We start from the raw sequence: 19,673 nt of genomic DNA, 5'->3' as shown, positions 1-19,673 counted from the left end.
GAGTGCGAAGGAGAGCATTGTCTTATATGTGATGAACTTGCATCAGAGGAACATTACAAAGAAGGCATCATGAAGGCTATGCGTTTCATTGCGCCAGGTAAGGAAACATGGTTATTCCGCTCGGACTTTGATTTAAGCAACTCCTTTGGAATTGCATCAGAGTTTGAGCCGGATATGAAACGTTTGGTGGAGGCATTCAGGCGTATCGGTACTGAGCTTGTTGTTGTCGTTCAACCAACTCGTGGGTTGATGAACCCTCAGCGTGTTGACGATGACTATCGCTACAACTTTGATTTCGAAGTCGCTCGCCACAACCTTAAAAACTATCTCAATCAGCTTCAGCAGGCAGGAGCGCATGTCCCAGATGTTGTGACCTTAATTGATAGCTCGCTAGAGGAAGATTATTTCTTCCGTAGAGATCACCACTGGACACCTTATGGGGCAAAGGTCACGGCTCAATTGGCTGCTGATTACATTAAACAGCTTCCCTTGTATGAAGACCTTGAAACAAAGGAGTACATTACCGAAGCAAGTACCTATCTCCCCAAAGACGGCACAATGAATCGGGCGTTACGCCGAATTTGCGGGAATAATTTTGGTTCTCAATATGTAAAAGGGTATCAGACTGTGCCGGTCAGTTCGGGGGAAGATGCGTTATTTGGTGATGTATCTGATCCGAGTGTTGTTCTGGTGGGAACCAGTAACAGTGCCGAACGGGATGATGACTATAAGAACTACAACTTCGGTGGCTTCTTAAAAGAGTTTTTAATGCTCGATATCCTTAATTATGCAATGCCTGGTGCAGGGGATATTGGTTCTCTTGTCCAGTATTTGCAGTCCGATGATTTCGATTACAGCAATCCACCAAAACTGATTATTTGGGAGTTGCCTGCCAGCTATCCTCTCAGTGAGGACAAAATTTACCGTCAACTTATACCAGCAGTACAAGGTGCGTGTAATAGCGCAGATGAGATCTTGGTGAATGAACTTCAGCTACCCAGTATGGCGCCTGCAGAGCGCATTGAGATTCTCTCGAACGCAGGGCGATCTCGCAAACGTCTCTCTAATTCTAATGGCTTTCTTCAACTGGACTTCAGCAATAAGAACATAAAAGACTTTTATGTCATTACCTATTACGACAATGGTGAACGGGACAAAATTTGGTTCCGTAGAGCGAATATTGTTGATGGTGGTCGGTATCTCTTGGAGTTATCCAAAGATGAAAAATTTCAAAATGCCAACTTAATGTCCGTGTTTCTTGAACCTTCGGAACCTATCTCTGATACATCAACGTTAAAGGCCAGGTTATGTCGATAACTATCATGCTAACAAGAAAAGAGCGTGCAAAAGCGCTGCTGGATAAAAAGGCAGGGTTAATTCGTCTTTGTCGGTCTGTTGTTCTGATTCTCGGAGTGATATTCATGAACGCGTGTTCTAACAAAACGGTAGCTCAGGCGGCCAATGAATGCCCTAAAGACGTTCCGCAGCCATACACTGATGCGCTTATTATCGAGAGTAAATACGACCAATCAGATTCAACGAAATCCAAGTTAAAAGCGAAACAAGATCCAAAGGCCAAAGAAATTAAGCAGCGTATTGATGGCTATACCAAAGGCTTGGTTAAGTTTTCAGAGTATTTATTAAGTGACTCAGAGAAGAAACAACAACTAGCCGTTATTTGTATCCATTCTTGGCTAACGGCTTGGGCATCAGAAGATGCGTTACTCACTGACGAGGTTTCGAAAACCGGTAGAGCAGTTCGTAAATGGGCGCTGGCTTCTATTAATTCTATGATCATCAAATCCTCTGTAATGAGCCAGAACCAATTTAAGCTGACTCAGACAGAAACGGATTGGATTGCCAAGCTGGCGGCCAAGGTTGTTGAAGATTATGACGTTCGTCTCAAGACGGATTTTAAATACTTCAATAATCACGATCACTGGGCTGCCTGGGCCGTGTTCTCGTCGGGGTATATCACTAAAAATCGTGAGTTTACGGATTGGGCGTTTGAAAGTTTCAACAAATCACTTTCTTTAGCGAAAACGAACTATCGTGGTCAATATGCTTATTTTCCTATAGAGGTAGCTCGCAGCAAGTTAGCTGTGAACTATAGCCATTTCTCTTTAACGCCTTTGGTCTTGCTTGAGCATTACCTTCCTAAAGCGGGCTACAAGGTGGCGCCAGAGCAATCAGAAATCTTATCGCAGCTAGTTAGTTTCGCAGTGGTTTCAACCTTGTCACCAGAAACGTTCAGTGAACTTTTGTCTGCTAAACAGGCCAAGGTTGAGCGATATAAATTGGCCTGGTTAATCCCTTATCTATCCAACCATAAAGACCATGTCCTGGCTCGTAAGCTTTATCAGAAGTACGAAGGGAAGGTCGATGGTTACAGCTTGATTGGCGGTCGAGTGCAACCGCTGTATGAAGGGTGAAATTATGTTGATTGATAAACAAAATCATAAGTCATCTCTCTCTAGAGTGAGCGTTTTTGTAGCCTCAGCAATTACAGTTTCATTCTGCGCCTTGTTGATGATTAGTACTGGAATCCATGCTGCGGTATTTCCAGACATTAATATCGAACAGTATCAGGACTTGGAATGGCTGTCTGAGGTGAGTAAACCTGCCACTAAAGCTGATGACTGTTGTGCTAAGCCTTCTTTCGATATGCCGAAAGGTATCGCAAAGGTTGAGCAGCAGATTCTGTTCTCGAGGCAAGACGGAAGTTGGATGTTCCAATCTCTAGTGAATAATGGTTTGTTTGAAATTGCTGCTGGCTATCAACCACAACACCCGAGAGCTTTACTCATCAAAAGTGGTTCTCTAACGCTGGATCAGCTTTACACTCGTGTTGCAAATAAAGCGATTCTAGCCAAGAAAGAAGTGGGGTATCAGCTTTTTTACCCGATTATTATTGAGCCGTCAGCGGCATTGATTATTGATAACCCGTTGGAACTGACAAGCGAAGCCGGGGTAGCGATCATTAATCGTGGGCAACTTTATATCCGAAATGGCTCGGTCAGTGCTTCCGTTGATATATCGAACCGCTTTAGATCTTTCATTCTTAGTTGGAATGGTTCTTATACATCGATCATTGATTCTCAGCTAAAGAATCTTGGCTACGATGATTTTCTATCCAAAGGTTTGACGTTAACCGCTCATGAACAATCGCAAGCTTCAAAACCTGGTGTTCTTATGGTTGAAAGTTCGGTATTTGAAGGTGCATTTGTTGGTGTAAGAAGCAATGCTGGCAACGTACTTCTGACCAATAATGAGTTTAAACATAGCCGCTCTGAAGCCATTGATCTAAGGAATTCAAGTGTTCAAGTGCTTAAGAATAAGGTTCAGGGTACTAAAACAGGTCATGGCATTCGTCTGATAAGCAATCGTTCTCAGGTCGTAACTAAAAACTCAGTATCAGGTTCGGCCAAATCAGGCTTAGTTATTTCTGACACTCCGGTCCTTAATGAAATCACTGGAAATAAGTTACAAGAGAATGGTGAGAATGGACTTTGGATTGATTTAATCAAACCAAAGAACGCTGAGACCTTAATCATCAAGGGGAATATTGCGGCGAATAACCAATTATCTGGCATCAAAACAAACTGTATCGAGTTATGCCTTTTTCAATCCAATCTACTGATTGGAAACAAAAGCTATGGGTTTACTCTCGAAAATCCGTCGGTACATACACACCACCTAATCCTTCAAAAAAACTATTTCAAACTAAATGGCCTTGCCAGTGTGCAGGCTTCTGGTTTCGATGAGCTAACTCTGTCAGATAACAAATTCTACTTCGATGCAATTCAGTCAAAGGTATTCGTAGGTGACTTGGAACCTTATCAATCTCTCATCCAAAAGTCCTTATCGGAACAAAATCAGGGTATTCGTATTAAAAAGGAGATGATTCAGTGATGTGTAATTTTTCTGAATTAAAACATCAGCAGGGATTATGTATTTTGATCGCCATGCTATTTAGCGCATTCTTATCTGGTTGTTCTTCAAGCTCTGAAGACAGTGACAGCCCGGTAATTAGCGATCCTGCTTCTAGCACTGTTTCTGAATCAGGGGTAATTGATTTGGATCTGGCTTATGACCCGGATGGCAGTATTGTCAGAACCGATATCGTTCAAGTTGCGGGTAGTGCAGCGCAATTGCAGGATCAAAGTTCGTTAACTTTCTTAGCGCCTTCGGTATCTGAAAATGAAACGTTGGTATTTGAAGTTAGCGCAACGGACAACTCAGGAAAAACCACCACGAAAAGGGTAAGTATTACCGTAGTGGCTAATCCTTCTCTTGATTCTGCTGAATTTTCTGACGCGCAATTAACCGCGTGTTTCGATGAAAATCGAACTGAAAACAGCAGTTCTTCAGAACCTTGGGAGGACCTCTACGATGTTCAGATATTAGACTGTATCGGTTATACGGTAGCAGACTTAGATGGCGTTGAAGATTTGTCCGGCCTTCAAAACCTCTATTTAGGGGATGAAGACAACGCTACTACGCTTTCAGATCTTCAACCACTGGCTAATCTAACTAACCTTAAGTCTCTATATCTATACAACAACCAAGTTACGGATATTTCTCTGCTATCAGGCTTGGGAAATCTTAATACGCTGCATTTACTGAATGTTCCTTTAGATTCTTATGACCCCATTGCAGGCATTCAAGAGCTAGCCTTCTTGCATATTGTCGATATGCCAATTGAAAACCTGGATTTTCTGGCTGGTCAAACCCAGTTGAAATCTTTGTTCCTAGACAATAACGATTTGGATGATATTTCCGTGCTAGCCAATCTGACAGAACTTGAAGGGTTAAGGTTACATAGGAACTCAGTAACTGACCTTAATGCATTACTCGGGTTAAGTAAGCTTGAGACGTTAAAAATCACCGAAGTGCCGCTTACTGATATATCCGCGGTATCCAGCCTCGATGCATTAATACTACTTAAGTTAGAAAGGACAAATGTCGTTGATCTTTCAGCGTTATCTGATTTGGAGAACTTAGCTCAATTGTCGCTGGGTAGAAGTCCCATAACAGATCTATCGTCTTTACGCGCAATACATTCTTTGAATGATTTGGTCTATATCGAATTAGATGTCACAGACTTTTCAACACTTCCTTTATTAACTCAACTCTCAACGCTTTCATTTGCTGAAGATGAAATTACAGATTTTAGTGTCCTCGATGAGTTGGGCTATTTAGATTCATTAGAACTCAAACTACCGGCGTCTTTTGATTGCGCTGATTTGACTGCTCTTCGCAGCCGTTTGGCTCAAACAACGGTTATTGCTGATTTTGATTGTTAATTAACTTTGGTACTTTTTATTTATTGAGGGAATTAATTATGGACAATATTGTTCCTGTAGTAATGGCAGGTGGTTCAGGTACACGTCTTTGGCCACTTTCCAGAAAGAGTTACCCAAAACAGTTTCTTAAACTTCATGGCGATAAAACCATGTTGCAAGAAACCATCGAACGTTTAAACGGCTTGCAGACCTTACCTTCAGTAATCATTGCGAATGAAGGGCACCGCTTTTTGGCTGCAGAGCAACTCTTGGCTGAAGGCTTTCACCATTCTGGAATTATTCTTGAGCCAATGGGCAAGAATACTGCGCCAGCTGTTGCGCTCGCAGCGTTTCATATTCTTAAGTGTCATGGTGATCAATTAATGTTGGTGTTAGCCGCAGATCACTTGATTGAAGATCGAGATGCTTTTACTAAAAGCGTAAATTCGGCCGTGGAGTATGCGAAACAAGGCAGTTTAGTGACCTTTGGTATTGTTCCGAATCAACCTGAAACAGGTTATGGCTACATTAAACGAGGTAAAGCATGTGAGAATGCTTATGAGATAGATGAGTTTGTTGAAAAGCCTTACCTGAGTTTGGCCGAACAGTACTTAGAAAGTGGTGAGTACTACTGGAACAGCGGCATGTTCATGTTTAAAGCATCTAAATTTCTCGAAGAGCTAAAGGTCTATCAGCCTGAGATCTATGAGACTTGTAAAAAAGCTTATGAAAACTCAGAACAAGATCTCGACTTTATCAGGATTTCTGACAGTGATTTTGCTCCTTGTCCTGAGGACTCCATTGATTATGCAGTAATGGAAAACACATCCGATGGTAAAGTGGTTCCTATGGATGCAGGCTGGAATGATATTGGTGCATGGTCATCTTTGTGGGAAGTCGCTGAGAAATGCGAAAATGGAAACCATATCAAAGGTGATGTGATCAGCCATAATACGAAAGATTCTCTGCTTCATTCTTCAAGTCGTTTAATAGCCACAGTCGGTGTTAAAGACTTAGTTGTTATTGAAAGCAGTGATGCGGTGTTAATTGCAGATAAGTCTGAAGTTCAGAATGTAAAGGCCATAGTTGATCAGTTGAAAAAGGAAAAACGGTCGGAATTTAATTTTCATCGTCATGTTTATCGGCCATGGGGTATCTATGATTCCATTGGTAATGGTCACCGATACCAAGTTAAGAGCATTACAGTTAAACCTGGCGCCAAGTTGAGTGTTCAAATGCATCATCACAGAGCAGAGCATTGGATTGTTGTAAAAGGCACTGCCAAGGTCACTGTTAATAATGAAACCTTTCTTGTCTCTGAAAATGAGTCGACTTACATACCGATTGGCGCTGTTCATGCGCTGGAGAATCCAGGTAAAGTACCTCTTGAGTTAATTGAAGTTCAGTCTGGCGCCTATCTGGGTGAAGATGACATTGTTCGTTTTGAAGATAGGTACGGGCGGGTTCCTGCATGAGAGCTATAAATTGTTTTAAAGCCTATGACATTCGTGGCCAGCTAGGTGAAGACCTCAATGAAGAGGTCGCCTACAGAATCGGATATGCTTATGCGACGTTCCTAAAAGCCAACAAAGTAGTTGTTGGTGGCGATGTCAGAGAAACCTCTGAGCCCCTTAAATTGGCTTTAGCTAATGGTATTCAGGATGCAGGGTGTGATGTTGTTGATATCGGTATGGTTGGTACTGAGGAAGTCTACTTTGCGACACGTTTTCTCAAAGTAGATGGCGGCATTGAAGTGACCGCATCACATAACCCCATTGACTACAACGGACTTAAACTGGTTCGTGAAGACAGCAAACCTATCTCTGGTGATAGTGGCTTATTTGAGATTAAGCGGCTGGCTGAATCCTTGGACTCAGTTCCTCAAAGTTCACATACCAAAGGAAGGTATTCAAAACTTAATACTTTGAATGATTATGTTGAACATCTTCTATCTTATGTTGATGTCAGTAATATTAAGTCTTTAACGCTGGTTGTGAATGCCGGAAATGGCGCGGCGGGTCATGTCATTGATCACCTAGAATCTAAATTTGATACGTTGGGTGTGCCTGTAACTTTTATAAAAGTGAATCATGACCCTGACCCCTCATTCCCGAATGGTATTCCCAATCCTCTCTTACCAGAAAACAGATCAGCAACTGCCGATGCTGTGGTAGCGCATAAAGCTGATATGGGGATAGCCTGGGATGGAGACTTTGATCGGTGTTTCTTATTTGATGAAAAGGGCTCTTTTATTGAAGGTTATTACATCGTTGGGTTATTGGCGGAAGCGTTCTTGGAAAAACATCCGGGTGAGAAAATCATCCATGATCCAAGGTTAACCTGGAATACGGTAGAAGTTGTCGAGCAATCGGGTGGCCAAGCGATAATGTCTAAGACAGGCCATGCCTTCATTAAAGAAAGAATGCGAGAAGAAGATGCCATCTATGGTGGTGAGATGAGTGCTCACCATTATTTCAGGGACTTCGCCTACTGTGATTCTGGAATGATTCCGTGGTTGCTGGTCGCGGAACTTTTGTCAGTGAAGGGCATGACGCTTTCAGAAGCGGTTAATCAACGAATGACAGCGTATCCTTCATCTGGCGAAATTAATTCTAAATTGGCTGATCCCAACGCTTCTATAGAGCGAGTAAAGTCAGCCTTTAAAGATCAGGCAATATCTGAAGACGATACCGACGGTTTAAGCTATAGCTTTGGAGATTGGCGGTTTAATCTTAGGTCTTCAAATACAGAACCTGTTGTTCGCTTGAATGTAGAATCAAAAGGTGATGTTGCTTTGATGGAAGAGAAGACGAAACAGGTTCTTACCGTCCTTCGGGATAAGGTAGAACAAGTTTGAACTACTGCACCCAACCTTGGTCGGGTTGGGTGATGGCAAACAGCTAGGCAACGTTGATCAAGTGTATGACGTGTAGGTGGCGTTGGAACAAAAGGTCAATGGTTCGGTTCGCTTTATGACCGCAAATGACAGTGAAATTAGCCAATGGTATCTGCATATTAATCATCAAAGGCAGGGAATTAATTATCTTACATTCAAGATTACAAGGAGTTATTTCATGAAAAAAATTCTAATATTTGGAAACTCTGGTTCAGGAAAAAGCACCTTAGCAAAGCAACTTTGTGAAACACATCGTTTGTCCCATCTTGATCTGGACGAACTGGCCTGGAAGCCAACTACGCCGCCAGAACGTATGCCATTGGAGGAATCTGCTACTGCTATTCAGGCCTTTGTTGCGTCAAACGATGCTTGGGTTATTGAAGGGTGTTATACCGATTTAATGGAAATTGCTGGGCCGCACTCAGATGAAATTATTTATCTCAATTTACCAATTGATCAATGCATAGAGAACGCAAAACGTCGTCCATGGGAGCCTCATAAGTACGAGTCGAAAGAAGCTCAAGACAACAATCTTGAAATGCTGCTTGATTGGATCAGACACTATGAAACCCGGAATGATACCTTCTCTCAACGTGCGCATTTGGGGTTCTTTGAGCAGTTTGATGGGCAAAAGAATATGCTGACGTCTAACGGGCATGTAAGAGATCTGTAATAAAAGCTGTTTTTCTAGTCAACTTCTCTTGAAATTATTCATAACGTCCCAACCTTATTGAACTCAGAAGTTTTCTTAACTCAATAGTAGGGACGCTCTAATGGATTACATATATGCGGTGATTCTCTTCGCCATATCTTCTTCAGTAACGCCAGGCCCCAATAACATCATGGTGATGACCTCCGGGGTAAACTTTGGTGTTAAGAAGAGTGTTCCTCTGCTCAGTGGTATTTGTGTCGGCTTTGCCTTGATGCTGTTGCTGGTGGGCCTTGGTTTTGGGCAGTTGTTTGAGTTATTTCCATCCCTTCACTTGATCATTAAATGTTTAGGCACGGCTTATTTGTTGTATCTGGCCTGGTTGATTGCGCGCTCCAGTGAAATTTCAAAAGGTGAAGAGCAGGGTGAACCTTTGGGCTTTATGAAAGGGGCCTTGTTTCAGTGGGTCAATGCTAAAGCCTGGGTAGTAGCGACTGGTGCGATTGCCGCATTCACAACACTAGGTGCAAGCTACTACAGCCAGAACTTAACCATAGCGTTGACTTTCTTGGTGGTGTCATTTCCATGTGTGGGTGTGTGGCTGATGTTTGGCTCCATGCTCAAGAAAGTTCTGAAATCAGACGCGCATCGTAAATGGTTCAACTACACCATGTCGTTGCTGTTGGTGCTGTCGGTAGTGCCCGTGGTTCAAGAGATCTATCAACAGATATGTGATTGATTACAATCTGTCATGCTTCAAACTATGGAAATTGAGAACGGATGATATACATTATTCGTATCCAACTTCTGTGTATGCAGGGATAAAACAACAATAACAAGGAGAGGTCTAATATGACTCAGCAATTGACTGCAAAGTCATCACAGAAAGTTCAGATGTTTCTATCACAACATGGTAAATCGTTTGTTGTGAAAGAAATGCCAGAATCTACTCGCACTGCTCAAGAAGCCGCGCAAGCCATTGGTTGTCAGCAGGCTCAGATTGCTAAATCTCTGATTTTTAAAGACGCCAATTCGGGTGACCCAATACTGCTGATTGTTTCAGGCACTAATCAGGTGTGCACTGATAAGGTGGAAGAAGCAACCGGGCTAAAGTTGGCTAAAGCAGATGCCAAGTTCGTTCGTGATCGAATTGGTTATGCCATCGGCGGTGTTCCACCAATTGCTCATAATGAAGACGTTAAGACGATTCTTGATCCTGACTTGAAACAATATCCGTCGATTTGGGCTGCCGCAGGGACACCCAACGCGGTGTTTGAACTGGAAGCGGCTGATTTACCTCAGCTGACACAAGGTAAGTGGGTCGAATTGGCAAAATAGCTATGACCAACAAAGAACCCCTTTCAACAAGTGATGCAGTGCAAGCAACGCTGGATGACTTGTATCGAAATGAAGCTCGCAAGGTTTATGCGAGCCTGATTCGTTTGCTGGGGGACTTCGACCTTGCCGAAGAGGCCATGCATGATGCGTTCAGTACAGCGCTGGTTCAATGGTCGCAATCGGGAATTCCTACTAATCCAAGTGCCTGGCTGATTTCAACCGGGCGCTTCAAAGCCATTGATCAAATCCGCCGTCGTAAGCGTCATGATGAGATTCTTTCAGAAGAATCAGGTGTTGATTTCAATGAAACAGAAAGTGCTTTTTTTCCTTTTGAGATTGAAGATCAAGTTGAAGACGTGATTGAAGATGACTCGTTACGTTTGATCTTTGCCTGCTGTCATCCGGCTATTGACCCGAAAATCCAGGTGGCACTGACGCTTCGTGAAGTGTGCGGCTTAACTACCGAGGAAGTGGCGAGTGCGTTTCTTACTTCGGCGTCGACCATGGCTCAGCGCATTGTTCGTGGTAAAGGCAAGATTCGCGAAGCCAAGATTCCGTTTCAAATCCCCTTCGAATCAGAGCTTCCTGACAGACTGGAATCTGTCTTGTCGGTAATTTATTTGGTTTATAACGAAGGCTATTCCGCATCGGCTGGCGATCATGTGATGCGTTCGGAGCTTACGGCAGAAGCCATTCGTTTGGCACGTTTAGTAATGTCATTACTGCCGGATGCGGAAGTATTCGGTTTATTGGCTCTTATGTTATTGAATGAGTCGCGACGAGCTACACGTGCTGATGCTAATGGCGACATCGTGTTGTTGGAAGATCAGGATCGTACCTTATGGAATCGTTCTTTGATTGCAGAAGGTGTTGAGCTTGTTCAGCGTGCGTTGGCAACGCGTGATTATGGTTTTTACACTTTGCAGGCCGCAATTGCTGCTGTACATGCTCAAGCTCCGAGTTCTGACCTGACGGATTGGAATCAAATCGTTGCTTTGTATTCTTCATTACTGCTGGTGTCGCCATCACCTATTATCGAACTAAATCGTGCCGTTGCTGTGGCGATGCGGGATGGTCCACAAGCTGGTATCGAAATCGTAGAACAACTGCTTAATAAGAAAGAACTCAAAAACTACCATCTAACGTTCGCGACCTATGGCGAATTTCTTAGTCGTGCGGGTCGAGTCGATGACGCAATCGCAGCCTTCGAACACGCCTTAAGTCTGGCGAAACAAGCGCCGGAACAGCGAATTCTCAAGCGTAAACTCGCTTCTCTCTAAGCTTTGGCAGATATGCCTTGCAATTAATCTCCTTACTACCGAAGAAAAAATTAAATATTTTTTCAAAAAATGTCGATTTGTCTAAAGCCCATTCGACTACTGTGTAGAGAGCGCATTTAGGAGAGTCTAAACCGCTCTTGATTCCATCTGCATACAGCTACAAAAGAGCTAAATTCAGGAAACATACGAAAAGGAGAATGCACAATGAAAGTCATGGTGATGGTGAAAGCAACAAAAGATTCAGAAGCCGGTGTATTACCGAGCCAGGAATTATTGACAGCAATGGGCGAGTTTAATGAAGCGCTGGTAGATGCCGGGATAATGGAAGCAGGAGAAGGATTAAAGCCGAGCAGAGAAGGTGCGCGTGTTCACGTCAATGGTAAAGATCGTACTGTAACGAAAGGGCCGTTTATTGAAACCAATGAGCTCGTTGCAGGTTATTGGATCTGGAAGGTGAGTTCCCTTGAAGAGGCCATTGAGTGGGTGAAGAAGTGCCCGAATCCAATGGATGAGGCCTCCGACATCGATATCCGCCCGATCTATGACATGGAAGATTTTAAAGACGTTGATACGGACGGGAAGTGCCAGGATCAAGAAGAGGCGCTTCGTCACACCATTGCCATGAGACAGGCCCAGGTAAATAACTATCTCTTTTTCTCAGGTTGTTGCGATGACGCATTGGCGTTTTATCAAACGCATTTGGGTGCAAGAGTCGACATGTTACTGCGTTTCAATGAAAGCCCAGAGCCTATGCCTGAAGGCATGTTGCCACCGGGTTATGAAGAGAAGGTCATGCACTGCGAATTTACCATTGGCGATATGACGATCTATGCGTCAGACGGTTGTGGGGATGAAGGGGAGTTTGCTGGGTTTAATTTGGCATTGACGATAGATTCCGAAGAGCAAGCACGTCAGGTTTTTGATGCTTTGGCGGATGGCGGCACAGTACGCATGCCATTAGAGAAGACCTTCTGGTCGCCACTCTATGGTCAGGTAATTGATAAGTTTGGCATGGGCTGGATGGTGATGTTGCCGCCTGTAGAGTAAAAGCAGGAAATCAAAACGGTAAAGGAGTCTTCCTATGAAGTATGTGGCGTTGGTTTACTACGACGAATCCAAGATGAAAGCGCTCACTCAAGACGAGTGGGATGCTTTAAATCGTGAATGCATTGATTGCGGTGAGTCATTACGTTCCCGTAATTATATGATCGGCGGCGAAGCCTTACTGGCAACTCAAGCCGCAACGACGTTACGAGTTCGCAATGGCAAAGTGGACATTACTGATGGCCCGTTTGCTGAAACCAAGGAGCAATTGGCTGGGTTTTATCTTTTAGATGTTCGGGATCTAAATGAAGCCATTCAAGCGGCTAGTAAGATTCCGCCCGCTCGGTACGGCAGTGTCGAGATTCGCCCGGTTCGTGAACTTCAAGACGACAACAATGAGGGGGATTAGCCCTCGTTTTGGGGCAGTAATTTTAAGACTTAGATCTACAAATTAGGAACTAGAGGAGAGTGATCATGGGTTATGTTGATGGTTTTGTCTGTGCCGTACCAACCGACAAGCGAGAAGAATATAAAGGGCATTGTGAAGAAGCTGCACATGTGTTCAAGAAGTACGGTGCCGAGCGTGTGGTTGAAACTTGGGGCGATGACGTACCGGATGGGGAAGTGACATCTTTTCCTATGGCCGTTAAGTGCAAGGAAAATGAAACCGTGGTGTTCTCATGGATTATGTGGCCTTCAAAACAAGTACGTGATGAAGGCATGGCTAAATTCATGAAAGATCCCATCTGTGACCCGAATCAGAACCCCATGCCATTCGATGGTAAGCGTTTGATCTTTGGCGGATTTAACGTCCTTGTAGACATTTAGTGTCTTATATCAGGCTCCTACGTAAGGCATCAGAAACGGCTCAAGCGCGTTAGCTCGGCAAGTGGTTCAGGGTAGAGCCAGACGAGTAACGCAACTAACGGGAAGATGTAAAAGTAGGCGTTCATCAGATAATAGATGTAGGGGGACGCCTCTTTTAACTCCATAAAGTAGTCGATTACCAGACGCGCTTTGATCACGATCATCCCGCAAATTAGAACTGCAATTGCCGCGCTGGGTTTGGCCTGTTCCGCGATTAAAGCATTGGTTAAAGTGATAGCAATCATTACCAGCCAAAGGCGATCCAAATGCTTAGTGGAATGTTTGATGGAATGCGTGGCTGGTTTGTTCTTGTTAGCTTCATTTTTTACTTCTGTGTTCATGGCCAACTCCTTCTTAACGCAACACGTAAAGCAATGGGAAAATTAGAATCCAGGCTAAATCAATCATGTGCCAATAGCAGGCGGCGGCGATTAATCCTGTATGGTTGTTGGCATCAAAAGCACCGGTCTTGATTTGATATATGGCCCAGACAATTCCGCCGCTGCCCCAGCCAACATGCAGCATGTGGTTAAAGGTGGTGTAGTAATAGATCGCGAAGAAGTTATTGGTGTTCGTTTCAATGCCTCGATCCATATTCCATTGGTATTCCCAATACTTCACGGCTAAATAAATCAGCCCACAACCGACGGTCATCCAGAGCCAGCGCATAGAGGCGTGTGGATTTCCATTTCTTAATGCAAAAATACCTTTAACCGCGAAGTAACTGCTGCTGATCAAAACCAAGGTATTTATTGTACCTGCGGTGGTGTGCAGTTCTAACGGCCCGTTGAGAAACTCCTCCGGGTAATGTGCTCGAGCAATAAAGTAGATCACGAAGAAAATCGCGAACTCTGTCATTTCTGAAAATATTCCAACCCAGATGGCGGGGTTCCCTGGAATACGTTTAGGGTCAAAGGTTGGTGGAGCCTCATAAGCTTCTTCGGCCTCATTATTCGAGGGTATGGTGGCGAGTGTGCTTGCTTGTGTGTTCATTGTTTTTTACACCTGCGTCCTTATGCGGTACTGAGTAACAATCGATCATTAGATCCAATCGCATTGCTGCCTATCGGTTTACCTATTCTTCATACCTAATGAATGGCAGAATCCGTGCCATCAGTGATTCTTCTATAGTTGACTAAAATACTCAGAAATATATTTAATGAAGATGAGCTATATCAATGCAAACGCTATATTAAGAATAAGGACTGGTTTCTTGATGTCTTATTTGGTGACGCTATTTCGTGGTTGCGAAATATCGAGGCTCGTAGAGGTGTAATATGCCTTGGTGGTTAATTTGGTTAGGTGTTTTAGGCTTTGGATATCTGACAGATCTGAATTCAGAGCAAACGTTTTATAACCTAATTTCGCCCATCGTATGCGTAGTGTTCGTGTTCATCGGGCTAGGAAAGTTACTGGGTACGGATGGTGGCCCCGGTGGTCATGGTGGTTCCGGCGATGGTGGTGGCTTCTGGGGTGGAGGCGGAGACTGCGGGGGTGGCGGTGATTGTTGAAAGAGGGAGGTAGGAACATGCCTCCCGTTTCTGTTATTAAGTATCTATCTGGTTCGCTTTCATCAACCTTTTATTTGCAGCGATTCCCGATACTGAATTGCTTCCGCCAAATCTTGCCCCCAGGTTTGAACCTGAGCAACTTTTGGCATTAGGTTATTCATTAGCCATTGGGCGAGCTTGGGAAGTGAATCATGTTCAATCGCGTCCAGGGTGTTTTTAACTTCGTGCCCTAAATCCATATCTCCAAGAATCACTAAACGTCGTTGGAAAAAGAGGGTGTCCGGGTCCACTTGTTTGGTCAGAATCTTGATGATGGCATCGCTGTCCAGTTTGATCTCTGTATCAGGTTCTAGAGTCAAATGATGAGCCGTTGAAACCTGAAGTTCCTGCCTGGCATTTAAACCAATACAAAATTGATAGTTGGCATCCACTACATTGATTTTTACCTTGCGATTAATCAGGCAATCAAAATCACCGTCTTCAATGGTGGTTTTGAGGGCATCACTCATCAATTTTTGAATGACTTTTTGTTGAACAAGTTCTGGGCTTTTTCGAACCGGCAGTGCTGCGTAATAGGCAGGGCGACGAACGATATCTAATGGAGTCGGAAGACGACTGATCAGGCTTTTGGTAAGTAATGTTTTGACCGTAAGCATCTTAGTAAAACTCCTGTAGGGTTCCTTATAAATCGTGACTATTAGACCGCATCTGTTCTTGGCCTGTGTTGATATACATCAAGGCTAAATTTGCTGCTCAGAGTAGAGTGCGCCTGTTATCCGATAAAAATAGTCGGGTTTTTGGGGTGTTCAAAATCCCCTGGCCGGGCTTCTGAGGAGTAAAAAAATATGGACGCAGAATCCATGGAATTAGTGTGCCCAGCCGGGAACTTGCCCACCTTTCAATTAGCCGTCGATAAAGGGGCGGATGCCGTTTTTATCGGCTTCAAAGACAACACCAATGCCCGCCATTTTTCAGGGTTGAACTTCGACGACAAGAAAGCCTTAAAAGCTATCAAGTACGCTCAAGATAAAGGCACCAAACTATATGTCGCCATCAATACCTATGCCCAGCAAGAGAACAAACAGTTGTGGCGAGATGCAGTAGACCGTGTTGCAGATATCGGAGCTAATGCTTTGATCGCGGCCGATCTTAGTGTGATGGATTACGCTACCTCTAAGTATCCGCATATTCCGATTCATCTTTCAGTTCAGGGGTCAGCCACAAACTATGCGGCGTTGGAATTCTATGTAGATCGTTTCAATATCCGTCGCGCCATTCTGCCAAGAGTTCTGTCGCTCAAACAAGTGAAACAAGTGGCGGAAGCCAACAAGGTGGATTTAGAAGTGTTCGGTTTTGGTAGCTTGTGCATCATGGCGGAAGGTCGATGCTATCTCTCTTCCTACATGACGGGCGAATCACCGAACACCCAAGGCGTATGTTCACCAGCCAAGTTTGTGGAATGGAAAGAAGACGGTGATGTATTGGAATCACGGCTAAACGATGTGGTGATTGATCGTTATGGTCCGGGCGAGAAAGCTGGTTATCCAACCCTATGCAAAGGTCGCTTTGAGGCTGAAGGTAAGACCTATCATGTGTTGGAAGAACCCACCAGTTTGAACACGCTCAACATCCTTCCTGAACTTCATAAGACCGGCGTTAAGGCCATTAAAATCGAAGGGCGTCAGCGAAGCCCTGCCTATGTCGGGCAGGTGGTTGGTATCTGGCGAGAGGCCATTGATCGTCTAATGGCAAACCCGGAAGACTTCAAAACCGAAGCCCAATGGTTCAGCACCTTGCAGACCTTATCTGAAGGGGCACAAACCACACTTGGCGCTTATTCACGACCATGGCAATAAGGAGGAAAACGACAATGACACAGACTCAACCAATAAAGATTTCACTTGCTCCCTTGCCTTATTTTTGGCCGAAAGAGCGAGTCCAAGCCTTCTATAAAGACGTCGCAACGTCCGATGTGGATGTGGTCTATCTCGGCGAAACCGTTTGCTCCAAACGCCGTGAATTAAGGCTGGATAATTGGTTTGAAATCGCAGCTCACCTTGTTGAACATGGCAAAGAAGTAGTGCTCTCAACCTTGGCATTAATCGAAGCAGAGTCCGAATTGCATTCACTCAAACAGCTTTGCACACGCGCGGCGGAAGAAGGTTATCTGGTAGAAGCCAATGACATGGCCGCAGTGAAGTACCTCTCCGATCTCAATGCGTTCTTCGTGATTGGCTCAGCAATGAACATCTACAACGCAGACTCCCTTCAAGTGCTGGTGGAAGCGGGGGCAATCCGGTGGTTGCCACAACTGGAAATGGCCGGTGATCAAGTGGCACAAATCGTCAGCGACTACAAAGCCACTCAGGTGAAAGACATCGACACTGAGATCATGGCCTATGGTCACATGACCCTCGCGTACTCAGCTCGATGCTACACCGCGCGGCATTACGACTACCCGAAAGACCAATGCAAGTTCATCTGCCTTGAACACCCGCAAGGCATCAAAGCCAAAAGTCAGGACGGGCTGGAAATCTTCACTCTTAATGGCATTCAAACTCAATCGGGTAAATGCTTAAATCTACTCAACCAATGGCAAGATCTTGTTGCCAAAGGCGCAACGCATCTTAGAATCGTGCCGGAGCACGACCAAGTGTTGGGGATAGTAGCGGATTTAAAACAAGCCATGGAAGCAGGGGAGAACCAAGTGCTGCCGCTCAATGAACAACACTGTAATGGCTACTGGAACAGGATTGCCGGTATGGCGGTGGTGTAGTTTTTTCTTTGGTTGTTTTTTATTGAATGGAATCATAAGGGAAGGGCTTTTCCGGAAAAGTGAGTGCTGCATCTTTACGTGGAATTCACTTTAATCTTTATGAATTTGTTTTTACTCAAGCAACTGGATACTATGCCGCCCAATTTTTTAGAAACAATTTCTATTTAATTGCCCTTTCTTTTCATTCTATGAGTTGTACATGAACACAGAAAAACATAATTCAAAAGGCTTCAGCGGTGATGCTACTGAAGGATTAAAGCCTAAAAGTGTCTTTAAAGCGTTACTAATGATCTTTGGAGGGATCTTCATTGTTTTATTGATTTTTTTTGGTTATCTCAGATTCGATTTTAAACAAAAAGAAGAGATCTTTTTTTCCAAAGTGGGTGAGTTCACAAATCAGTTTGTTCGTGATCTGTCTAGTTGGGAGGCGTCATCTGTAGAACCTTATTTGAGTGAGAAATTCCTGAATCATACGCCGATTGCTAAGTTCGAACCTATCTTAAAACAGTTATCGCAGCTTGGTGTCTATCAAAGTCACTCAGAACCAGAGTTACTTGGTTGTTATAGTCAATCAATGGGTACACCGAGTTTGATCTGTAAATTTAAGACATCAGTCATTTGGTCAAATCACGGAAAAGTAATTGAGTTATCTATCATTCAATATGAAGATCATGACGGGTATGCTGTAGAGACAATTAAGTTTCTTTAATCCCATAACTCTGTCTCAAAAGTCTAAGGTATTCGGTGTTAGTTCTGCCATTGACAGACGTAAGGAGGCAGCGATGGGCCCAGCAACCAGAATACTTTTGAAAGAAATACTCTCAGACGCTGAAAAGTCAGATGTGATAGTTCGAATACAAGAACTCTCTGATGTAGTTAGATCTAATGATTTCTGGATTAAGGGTTCACCGTTTGCTTATTCCTTTGGTTGGGAGTATGAACAGGAGAAAGAGGAGTACGTAGGGTTAGATAGCTTGATTGGCTGGGCGCCGAAATATCAACTGGTTTTTTCTGCTATGTCTAATCAAAAAGAAGACTATTTCTATCTGGGTGATTTATGTGTGGAGTTTTCGAAACGGCTTAATGGTTTTGTTGATTTGGGATTACCATTGGCGGACTTTACATCGGACGAGTTCATACTAAATGATCCAGAGCATGTACTATATGACGGCGCTAGTTTGTTAGGTCCTTCATTAGTGAAGTTATGGCGAGACCATAAAGACTTTTGGTTGGTGAAGTAAGAAGTTATTTCTTGTCCTTATAGTTAAAAAATGAATGCGTCAAGGTATGGCCTTGTGTTCTAATTACTTCCTTTCTTAATAAATGTCTGCAGACAGCAATGGATTTGCGTTTGAGCATAACTGCCAAGCCAACATAACAAGGAGGTTTTATGTTCCCACTTGAAGTATTCATCACCTACACACTTGCCTGTTTATTGTTGGTTATCTCTCCAGGGCCGGACAACTTACTTGCGGTAGGGCGAGGGTTAAGCCAAGGTCGATTGGCTGCGACTGTTTCTGGCCTTTCGTCAGGTGCTGGCATTCTGTTTCACGTAATGGCAGCCACCTTTGGATTAACTCTGTTGATCCAAACGTCTGAAATAGCCTTTTACGTGGTGAAGATTATTGGCGCTGCGTATCTCATCTGGTTGGGGGTTAAAGTCCTTCGCTCGAAGAACTTGTTCTCATTGGAGCCTGCGAAAAAACAGCCGCTGAAAACCATCTTCTCAACAGGCTTTCTTTCGGCTGCACTGAATCCAAAACCAGGGATGTTCGTGCTTGCCTTTGTTCCTCAATTTGTTGATCCGAGCTTAGGTTCCGTAACAGGCCAGATGATTGGCTATGGGGTTTGGTTTGCTCTGTTAACAGCCATCGGTTTCAGCTTGATGGGCGTGTTTTCTTTTCAATTATCAGATTGGTTGAGAAACCGACCTAAGTTGGTGTCTGGCTTAAATGTTGGAGCTGGGGTGACCTTTGTTTCTTCCGGTTTGGCCGTGGCCTTTATGAAACAGCGATAGGAGTAGTCAT

The 19,673-nt window shown here is 43.9% G+C and carries 22 protein-coding genes; 19 read left to right on the top strand and 3 right to left on the bottom strand.

The annotated features are described in order from the left end of the window. Positions 1-69: 69 nt before the first annotated feature. The 13 genes from ACFOEK_RS19805 (at position 70) to ACFOEK_RS19745 (ending at position 13,320) form a co-directional block, all read left to right on the top strand. Positions 70-1,317, top strand: coding sequence for an alginate O-acetyltransferase AlgX-related protein (locus ACFOEK_RS19805; protein WP_386723219.1), 1,248 nt, complete (start codon positions 70-72; stop codon positions 1,315-1,317). Further along, positions 1,308-2,432: an alginate lyase family protein gene (locus ACFOEK_RS19800; RefSeq protein WP_386723218.1), complete on the top strand. Its 1,125-nt coding sequence runs from the start codon at positions 1,308-1,310 to the stop codon at positions 2,430-2,432. The genes ACFOEK_RS19805 and ACFOEK_RS19800 overlap by 10 nt, the downstream gene beginning before the upstream one ends. 4 nt (positions 2,433-2,436) lie before the next feature. Further along, a complete protein-coding gene (locus tag ACFOEK_RS19795; protein WP_386723217.1) occupies positions 2,437-3,912 on the top strand; it encodes a right-handed parallel beta-helix repeat-containing protein in 1,476 nt (491 codons plus the stop codon). Continuing rightward, positions 3,912-5,306 carry a leucine-rich repeat domain-containing protein gene (locus tag ACFOEK_RS19790; RefSeq protein WP_386723413.1) on the top strand — a complete coding sequence of 465 codons (1,395 nt, stop codon included), beginning with the start codon at positions 3,912-3,914 and terminating at the stop codon, positions 5,304-5,306. Before ACFOEK_RS19795 ends, ACFOEK_RS19790 begins: the two co-directional genes overlap by 1 nt. Before the next feature lie 38 nt (positions 5,307-5,344). Then, on the top strand, positions 5,345-6,760 hold the full coding sequence (locus ACFOEK_RS19785) for a mannose-1-phosphate guanylyltransferase/mannose-6-phosphate isomerase (protein ID WP_386723216.1): 1,416 nt from the start codon (positions 5,345-5,347) through the stop codon (positions 6,758-6,760). Continuing rightward, a complete protein-coding gene (locus ACFOEK_RS19780) occupies positions 6,757-8,142 on the top strand; it encodes a phosphomannomutase CpsG (protein WP_386723215.1) in 1,386 nt (461 codons plus the stop codon). The genes ACFOEK_RS19785 and ACFOEK_RS19780 overlap by 4 nt, the downstream gene beginning before the upstream one ends. Before the next feature lie 217 nt (positions 8,143-8,359). After that, positions 8,360-8,854 (top strand): AAA family ATPase, encoded by a 495-nt coding sequence (locus tag ACFOEK_RS19775; RefSeq protein WP_386723214.1) that lies wholly within the window; start codon positions 8,360-8,362, stop codon positions 8,852-8,854. Positions 8,855-8,954: 100 nt separating this feature from the next. Further along, positions 8,955-9,569, top strand: a complete 615-nt coding sequence (locus tag ACFOEK_RS19770) for a LysE family translocator (protein WP_386723213.1) — start codon at positions 8,955-8,957, stop codon at positions 9,567-9,569. A gap of 113 nt (positions 9,570-9,682) precedes the next feature. Continuing rightward, positions 9,683-10,168 (top strand): YbaK/EbsC family protein, encoded by a 486-nt coding sequence (locus tag ACFOEK_RS19765; RefSeq protein WP_386723212.1) that lies wholly within the window; start codon positions 9,683-9,685, stop codon positions 10,166-10,168. Positions 10,169-10,170: 2 nt separating this feature from the next. Then, complete coding sequence (locus ACFOEK_RS19760; protein WP_386723211.1) at positions 10,171-11,448, top strand: RNA polymerase sigma factor; 1,278 nt, start codon at positions 10,171-10,173, stop codon at positions 11,446-11,448. Between the two features lie 204 nt (positions 11,449-11,652). Further along, positions 11,653-12,495 (top strand): YciI family protein, encoded by an 843-nt coding sequence (locus ACFOEK_RS19755; RefSeq protein WP_386723210.1) that lies wholly within the window; start codon positions 11,653-11,655, stop codon positions 12,493-12,495. A 34-nt stretch (positions 12,496-12,529) separates the two neighbouring features. Further along, on the top strand, positions 12,530-12,901 hold the full coding sequence (locus ACFOEK_RS19750) for a YciI family protein (protein ID WP_386723209.1): 372 nt from the start codon (positions 12,530-12,532) through the stop codon (positions 12,899-12,901). Between the two features lie 65 nt (positions 12,902-12,966). Further along, entirely contained in the window at positions 12,967-13,320 is a 354-nt protein-coding gene (locus ACFOEK_RS19745; RefSeq protein ID WP_386723208.1) for a DUF1428 domain-containing protein, read from the top strand. Between the two features lie 29 nt (positions 13,321-13,349). On the opposite strand, the gene ACFOEK_RS19740 is transcribed toward ACFOEK_RS19745, so the two are convergent. Both ACFOEK_RS19740 and ACFOEK_RS19735 read right to left on the bottom strand, forming a co-directional pair. Further along, positions 13,350-13,700, bottom strand: coding sequence for a cytochrome C oxidase subunit IV family protein (locus ACFOEK_RS19740; protein WP_386723207.1), 351 nt, complete (start codon positions 13,698-13,700; stop codon positions 13,350-13,352). A gap of 13 nt (positions 13,701-13,713) precedes the next feature. Then, positions 13,714-14,352 carry a cytochrome c oxidase subunit 3 family protein gene (locus tag ACFOEK_RS19735; RefSeq protein WP_386723206.1) on the bottom strand — a complete coding sequence of 213 codons (639 nt, stop codon included), beginning with the start codon at positions 14,350-14,352 and terminating at the stop codon, positions 13,714-13,716. A gap of 284 nt (positions 14,353-14,636) precedes the next feature. Between ACFOEK_RS19735 and ACFOEK_RS19730 the strand changes: the two genes are divergently transcribed. Continuing rightward, positions 14,637-14,870: a hypothetical protein gene (locus ACFOEK_RS19730; RefSeq protein ID WP_386723205.1), complete on the top strand. Its 234-nt coding sequence runs from the start codon at positions 14,637-14,639 to the stop codon at positions 14,868-14,870. 62 nt (positions 14,871-14,932) lie between these two features. Here the strand turns inward: ACFOEK_RS19730 and ubiT are convergent, their stop codons facing one another. After that, positions 14,933-15,526 carry a ubiquinone anaerobic biosynthesis accessory factor UbiT gene (gene ubiT / locus ACFOEK_RS19725; protein WP_386723204.1) on the bottom strand — a complete coding sequence of 198 codons (594 nt, stop codon included), beginning with the start codon at positions 15,524-15,526 and terminating at the stop codon, positions 14,933-14,935. A gap of 204 nt (positions 15,527-15,730) precedes the next feature. Here ubiT and ubiU point away from each other — a divergent pair, with 204 nt between their 5' ends. The 5 genes from ubiU to ACFOEK_RS19700 all read left to right on the top strand — a co-directional run bounded on the left by ubiU (position 15,731) and on the right by ACFOEK_RS19700 (position 19,663). After that, positions 15,731-16,726 carry a ubiquinone anaerobic biosynthesis protein UbiU gene (ubiU, locus tag ACFOEK_RS19720; protein ID WP_386723412.1) on the top strand — a complete coding sequence of 332 codons (996 nt, stop codon included), beginning with the start codon at positions 15,731-15,733 and terminating at the stop codon, positions 16,724-16,726. Positions 16,727-16,740: 14 nt separating this feature from the next. Continuing rightward, on the top strand, positions 16,741-17,646 hold the full coding sequence (locus ACFOEK_RS19715; protein ID WP_386723203.1) for a U32 family peptidase: 906 nt from the start codon (positions 16,741-16,743) through the stop codon (positions 17,644-17,646). Between the two features lie 199 nt (positions 17,647-17,845). Further along, entirely contained in the window at positions 17,846-18,355 is a 510-nt protein-coding gene (locus ACFOEK_RS19710; protein ID WP_386723202.1) for a hypothetical protein, read from the top strand. A 73-nt stretch (positions 18,356-18,428) separates the two neighbouring features. Beyond that, positions 18,429-18,887 carry a DUF6368 family protein gene (locus ACFOEK_RS19705; protein ID WP_386723201.1) on the top strand — a complete coding sequence of 153 codons (459 nt, stop codon included), beginning with the start codon at positions 18,429-18,431 and terminating at the stop codon, positions 18,885-18,887. A gap of 149 nt (positions 18,888-19,036) precedes the next feature. Beyond that, positions 19,037-19,663, top strand: coding sequence for a LysE family translocator (locus tag ACFOEK_RS19700; RefSeq protein WP_284381765.1), 627 nt, complete (start codon positions 19,037-19,039; stop codon positions 19,661-19,663). The last annotated feature ends 10 nt before the right edge of the window (positions 19,664-19,673 follow it).

This window comes from Litoribrevibacter euphylliae (assembly GCF_042646085.1).
In the GTDB taxonomy this organism is placed as follows: Bacteria; Pseudomonadota; Gammaproteobacteria; order Pseudomonadales; family Litoribrevibacteraceae; genus Litoribrevibacter; species Litoribrevibacter euphylliae.
This window is presented reverse-complemented; position numbering and strand designations above follow the sequence as displayed.

Coding starts and splice junctions, on each gene's coding strand:
- ACFOEK_RS19805 (WP_386723219.1), top strand. CDS start 70: ATGAAGGCTATGCGTTTCATTGCGCCAGGTAAGGAAACATGGTTATTC.
- ACFOEK_RS19800 (WP_386723218.1), top strand. CDS start 1,308: ATGTCGATAACTATCATGCTAACAAGAAAAGAGCGTGCAAAAGCGCTG.
- ACFOEK_RS19795 (WP_386723217.1), top strand. CDS start 2,437: ATGTTGATTGATAAACAAAATCATAAGTCATCTCTCTCTAGAGTGAGC.
- ACFOEK_RS19790 (WP_386723413.1), top strand. CDS start 3,912: ATGTGTAATTTTTCTGAATTAAAACATCAGCAGGGATTATGTATTTTG.
- ACFOEK_RS19785 (WP_386723216.1), top strand. CDS start 5,345: ATGGACAATATTGTTCCTGTAGTAATGGCAGGTGGTTCAGGTACACGT.
- ACFOEK_RS19780 (WP_386723215.1), top strand. CDS start 6,757: ATGAGAGCTATAAATTGTTTTAAAGCCTATGACATTCGTGGCCAGCTA.
- ACFOEK_RS19775 (WP_386723214.1), top strand. CDS start 8,360: ATGAAAAAAATTCTAATATTTGGAAACTCTGGTTCAGGAAAAAGCACC.
- ACFOEK_RS19770 (WP_386723213.1), top strand. CDS start 8,955: ATGGATTACATATATGCGGTGATTCTCTTCGCCATATCTTCTTCAGTA.
- ACFOEK_RS19765 (WP_386723212.1), top strand. CDS start 9,683: ATGACTCAGCAATTGACTGCAAAGTCATCACAGAAAGTTCAGATGTTT.
- ACFOEK_RS19760 (WP_386723211.1), top strand. CDS start 10,171: ATGACCAACAAAGAACCCCTTTCAACAAGTGATGCAGTGCAAGCAACG.
- ACFOEK_RS19755 (WP_386723210.1), top strand. CDS start 11,653: ATGAAAGTCATGGTGATGGTGAAAGCAACAAAAGATTCAGAAGCCGGT.
- ACFOEK_RS19750 (WP_386723209.1), top strand. CDS start 12,530: ATGAAGTATGTGGCGTTGGTTTACTACGACGAATCCAAGATGAAAGCG.
- ACFOEK_RS19745 (WP_386723208.1), top strand. CDS start 12,967: ATGGGTTATGTTGATGGTTTTGTCTGTGCCGTACCAACCGACAAGCGA.
- ACFOEK_RS19740 (WP_386723207.1), bottom strand. CDS start 13,700: ATGAACACAGAAGTAAAAAATGAAGCTAACAAGAACAAACCAGCCACG.
- ACFOEK_RS19735 (WP_386723206.1), bottom strand. CDS start 14,352: ATGAACACACAAGCAAGCACACTCGCCACCATACCCTCGAATAATGAG.
- ACFOEK_RS19730 (WP_386723205.1), top strand. CDS start 14,637: ATGCCTTGGTGGTTAATTTGGTTAGGTGTTTTAGGCTTTGGATATCTG.
- ubiT (WP_386723204.1), bottom strand. CDS start 15,526: ATGCTTACGGTCAAAACATTACTTACCAAAAGCCTGATCAGTCGTCTT.
- ubiU (WP_386723412.1), top strand. CDS start 15,731: ATGGAATTAGTGTGCCCAGCCGGGAACTTGCCCACCTTTCAATTAGCC.
- ACFOEK_RS19715 (WP_386723203.1), top strand. CDS start 16,741: ATGACACAGACTCAACCAATAAAGATTTCACTTGCTCCCTTGCCTTAT.
- ACFOEK_RS19710 (WP_386723202.1), top strand. CDS start 17,846: ATGAACACAGAAAAACATAATTCAAAAGGCTTCAGCGGTGATGCTACT.
- ACFOEK_RS19705 (WP_386723201.1), top strand. CDS start 18,429: ATGGGCCCAGCAACCAGAATACTTTTGAAAGAAATACTCTCAGACGCT.
- ACFOEK_RS19700 (WP_284381765.1), top strand. CDS start 19,037: ATGTTCCCACTTGAAGTATTCATCACCTACACACTTGCCTGTTTATTG.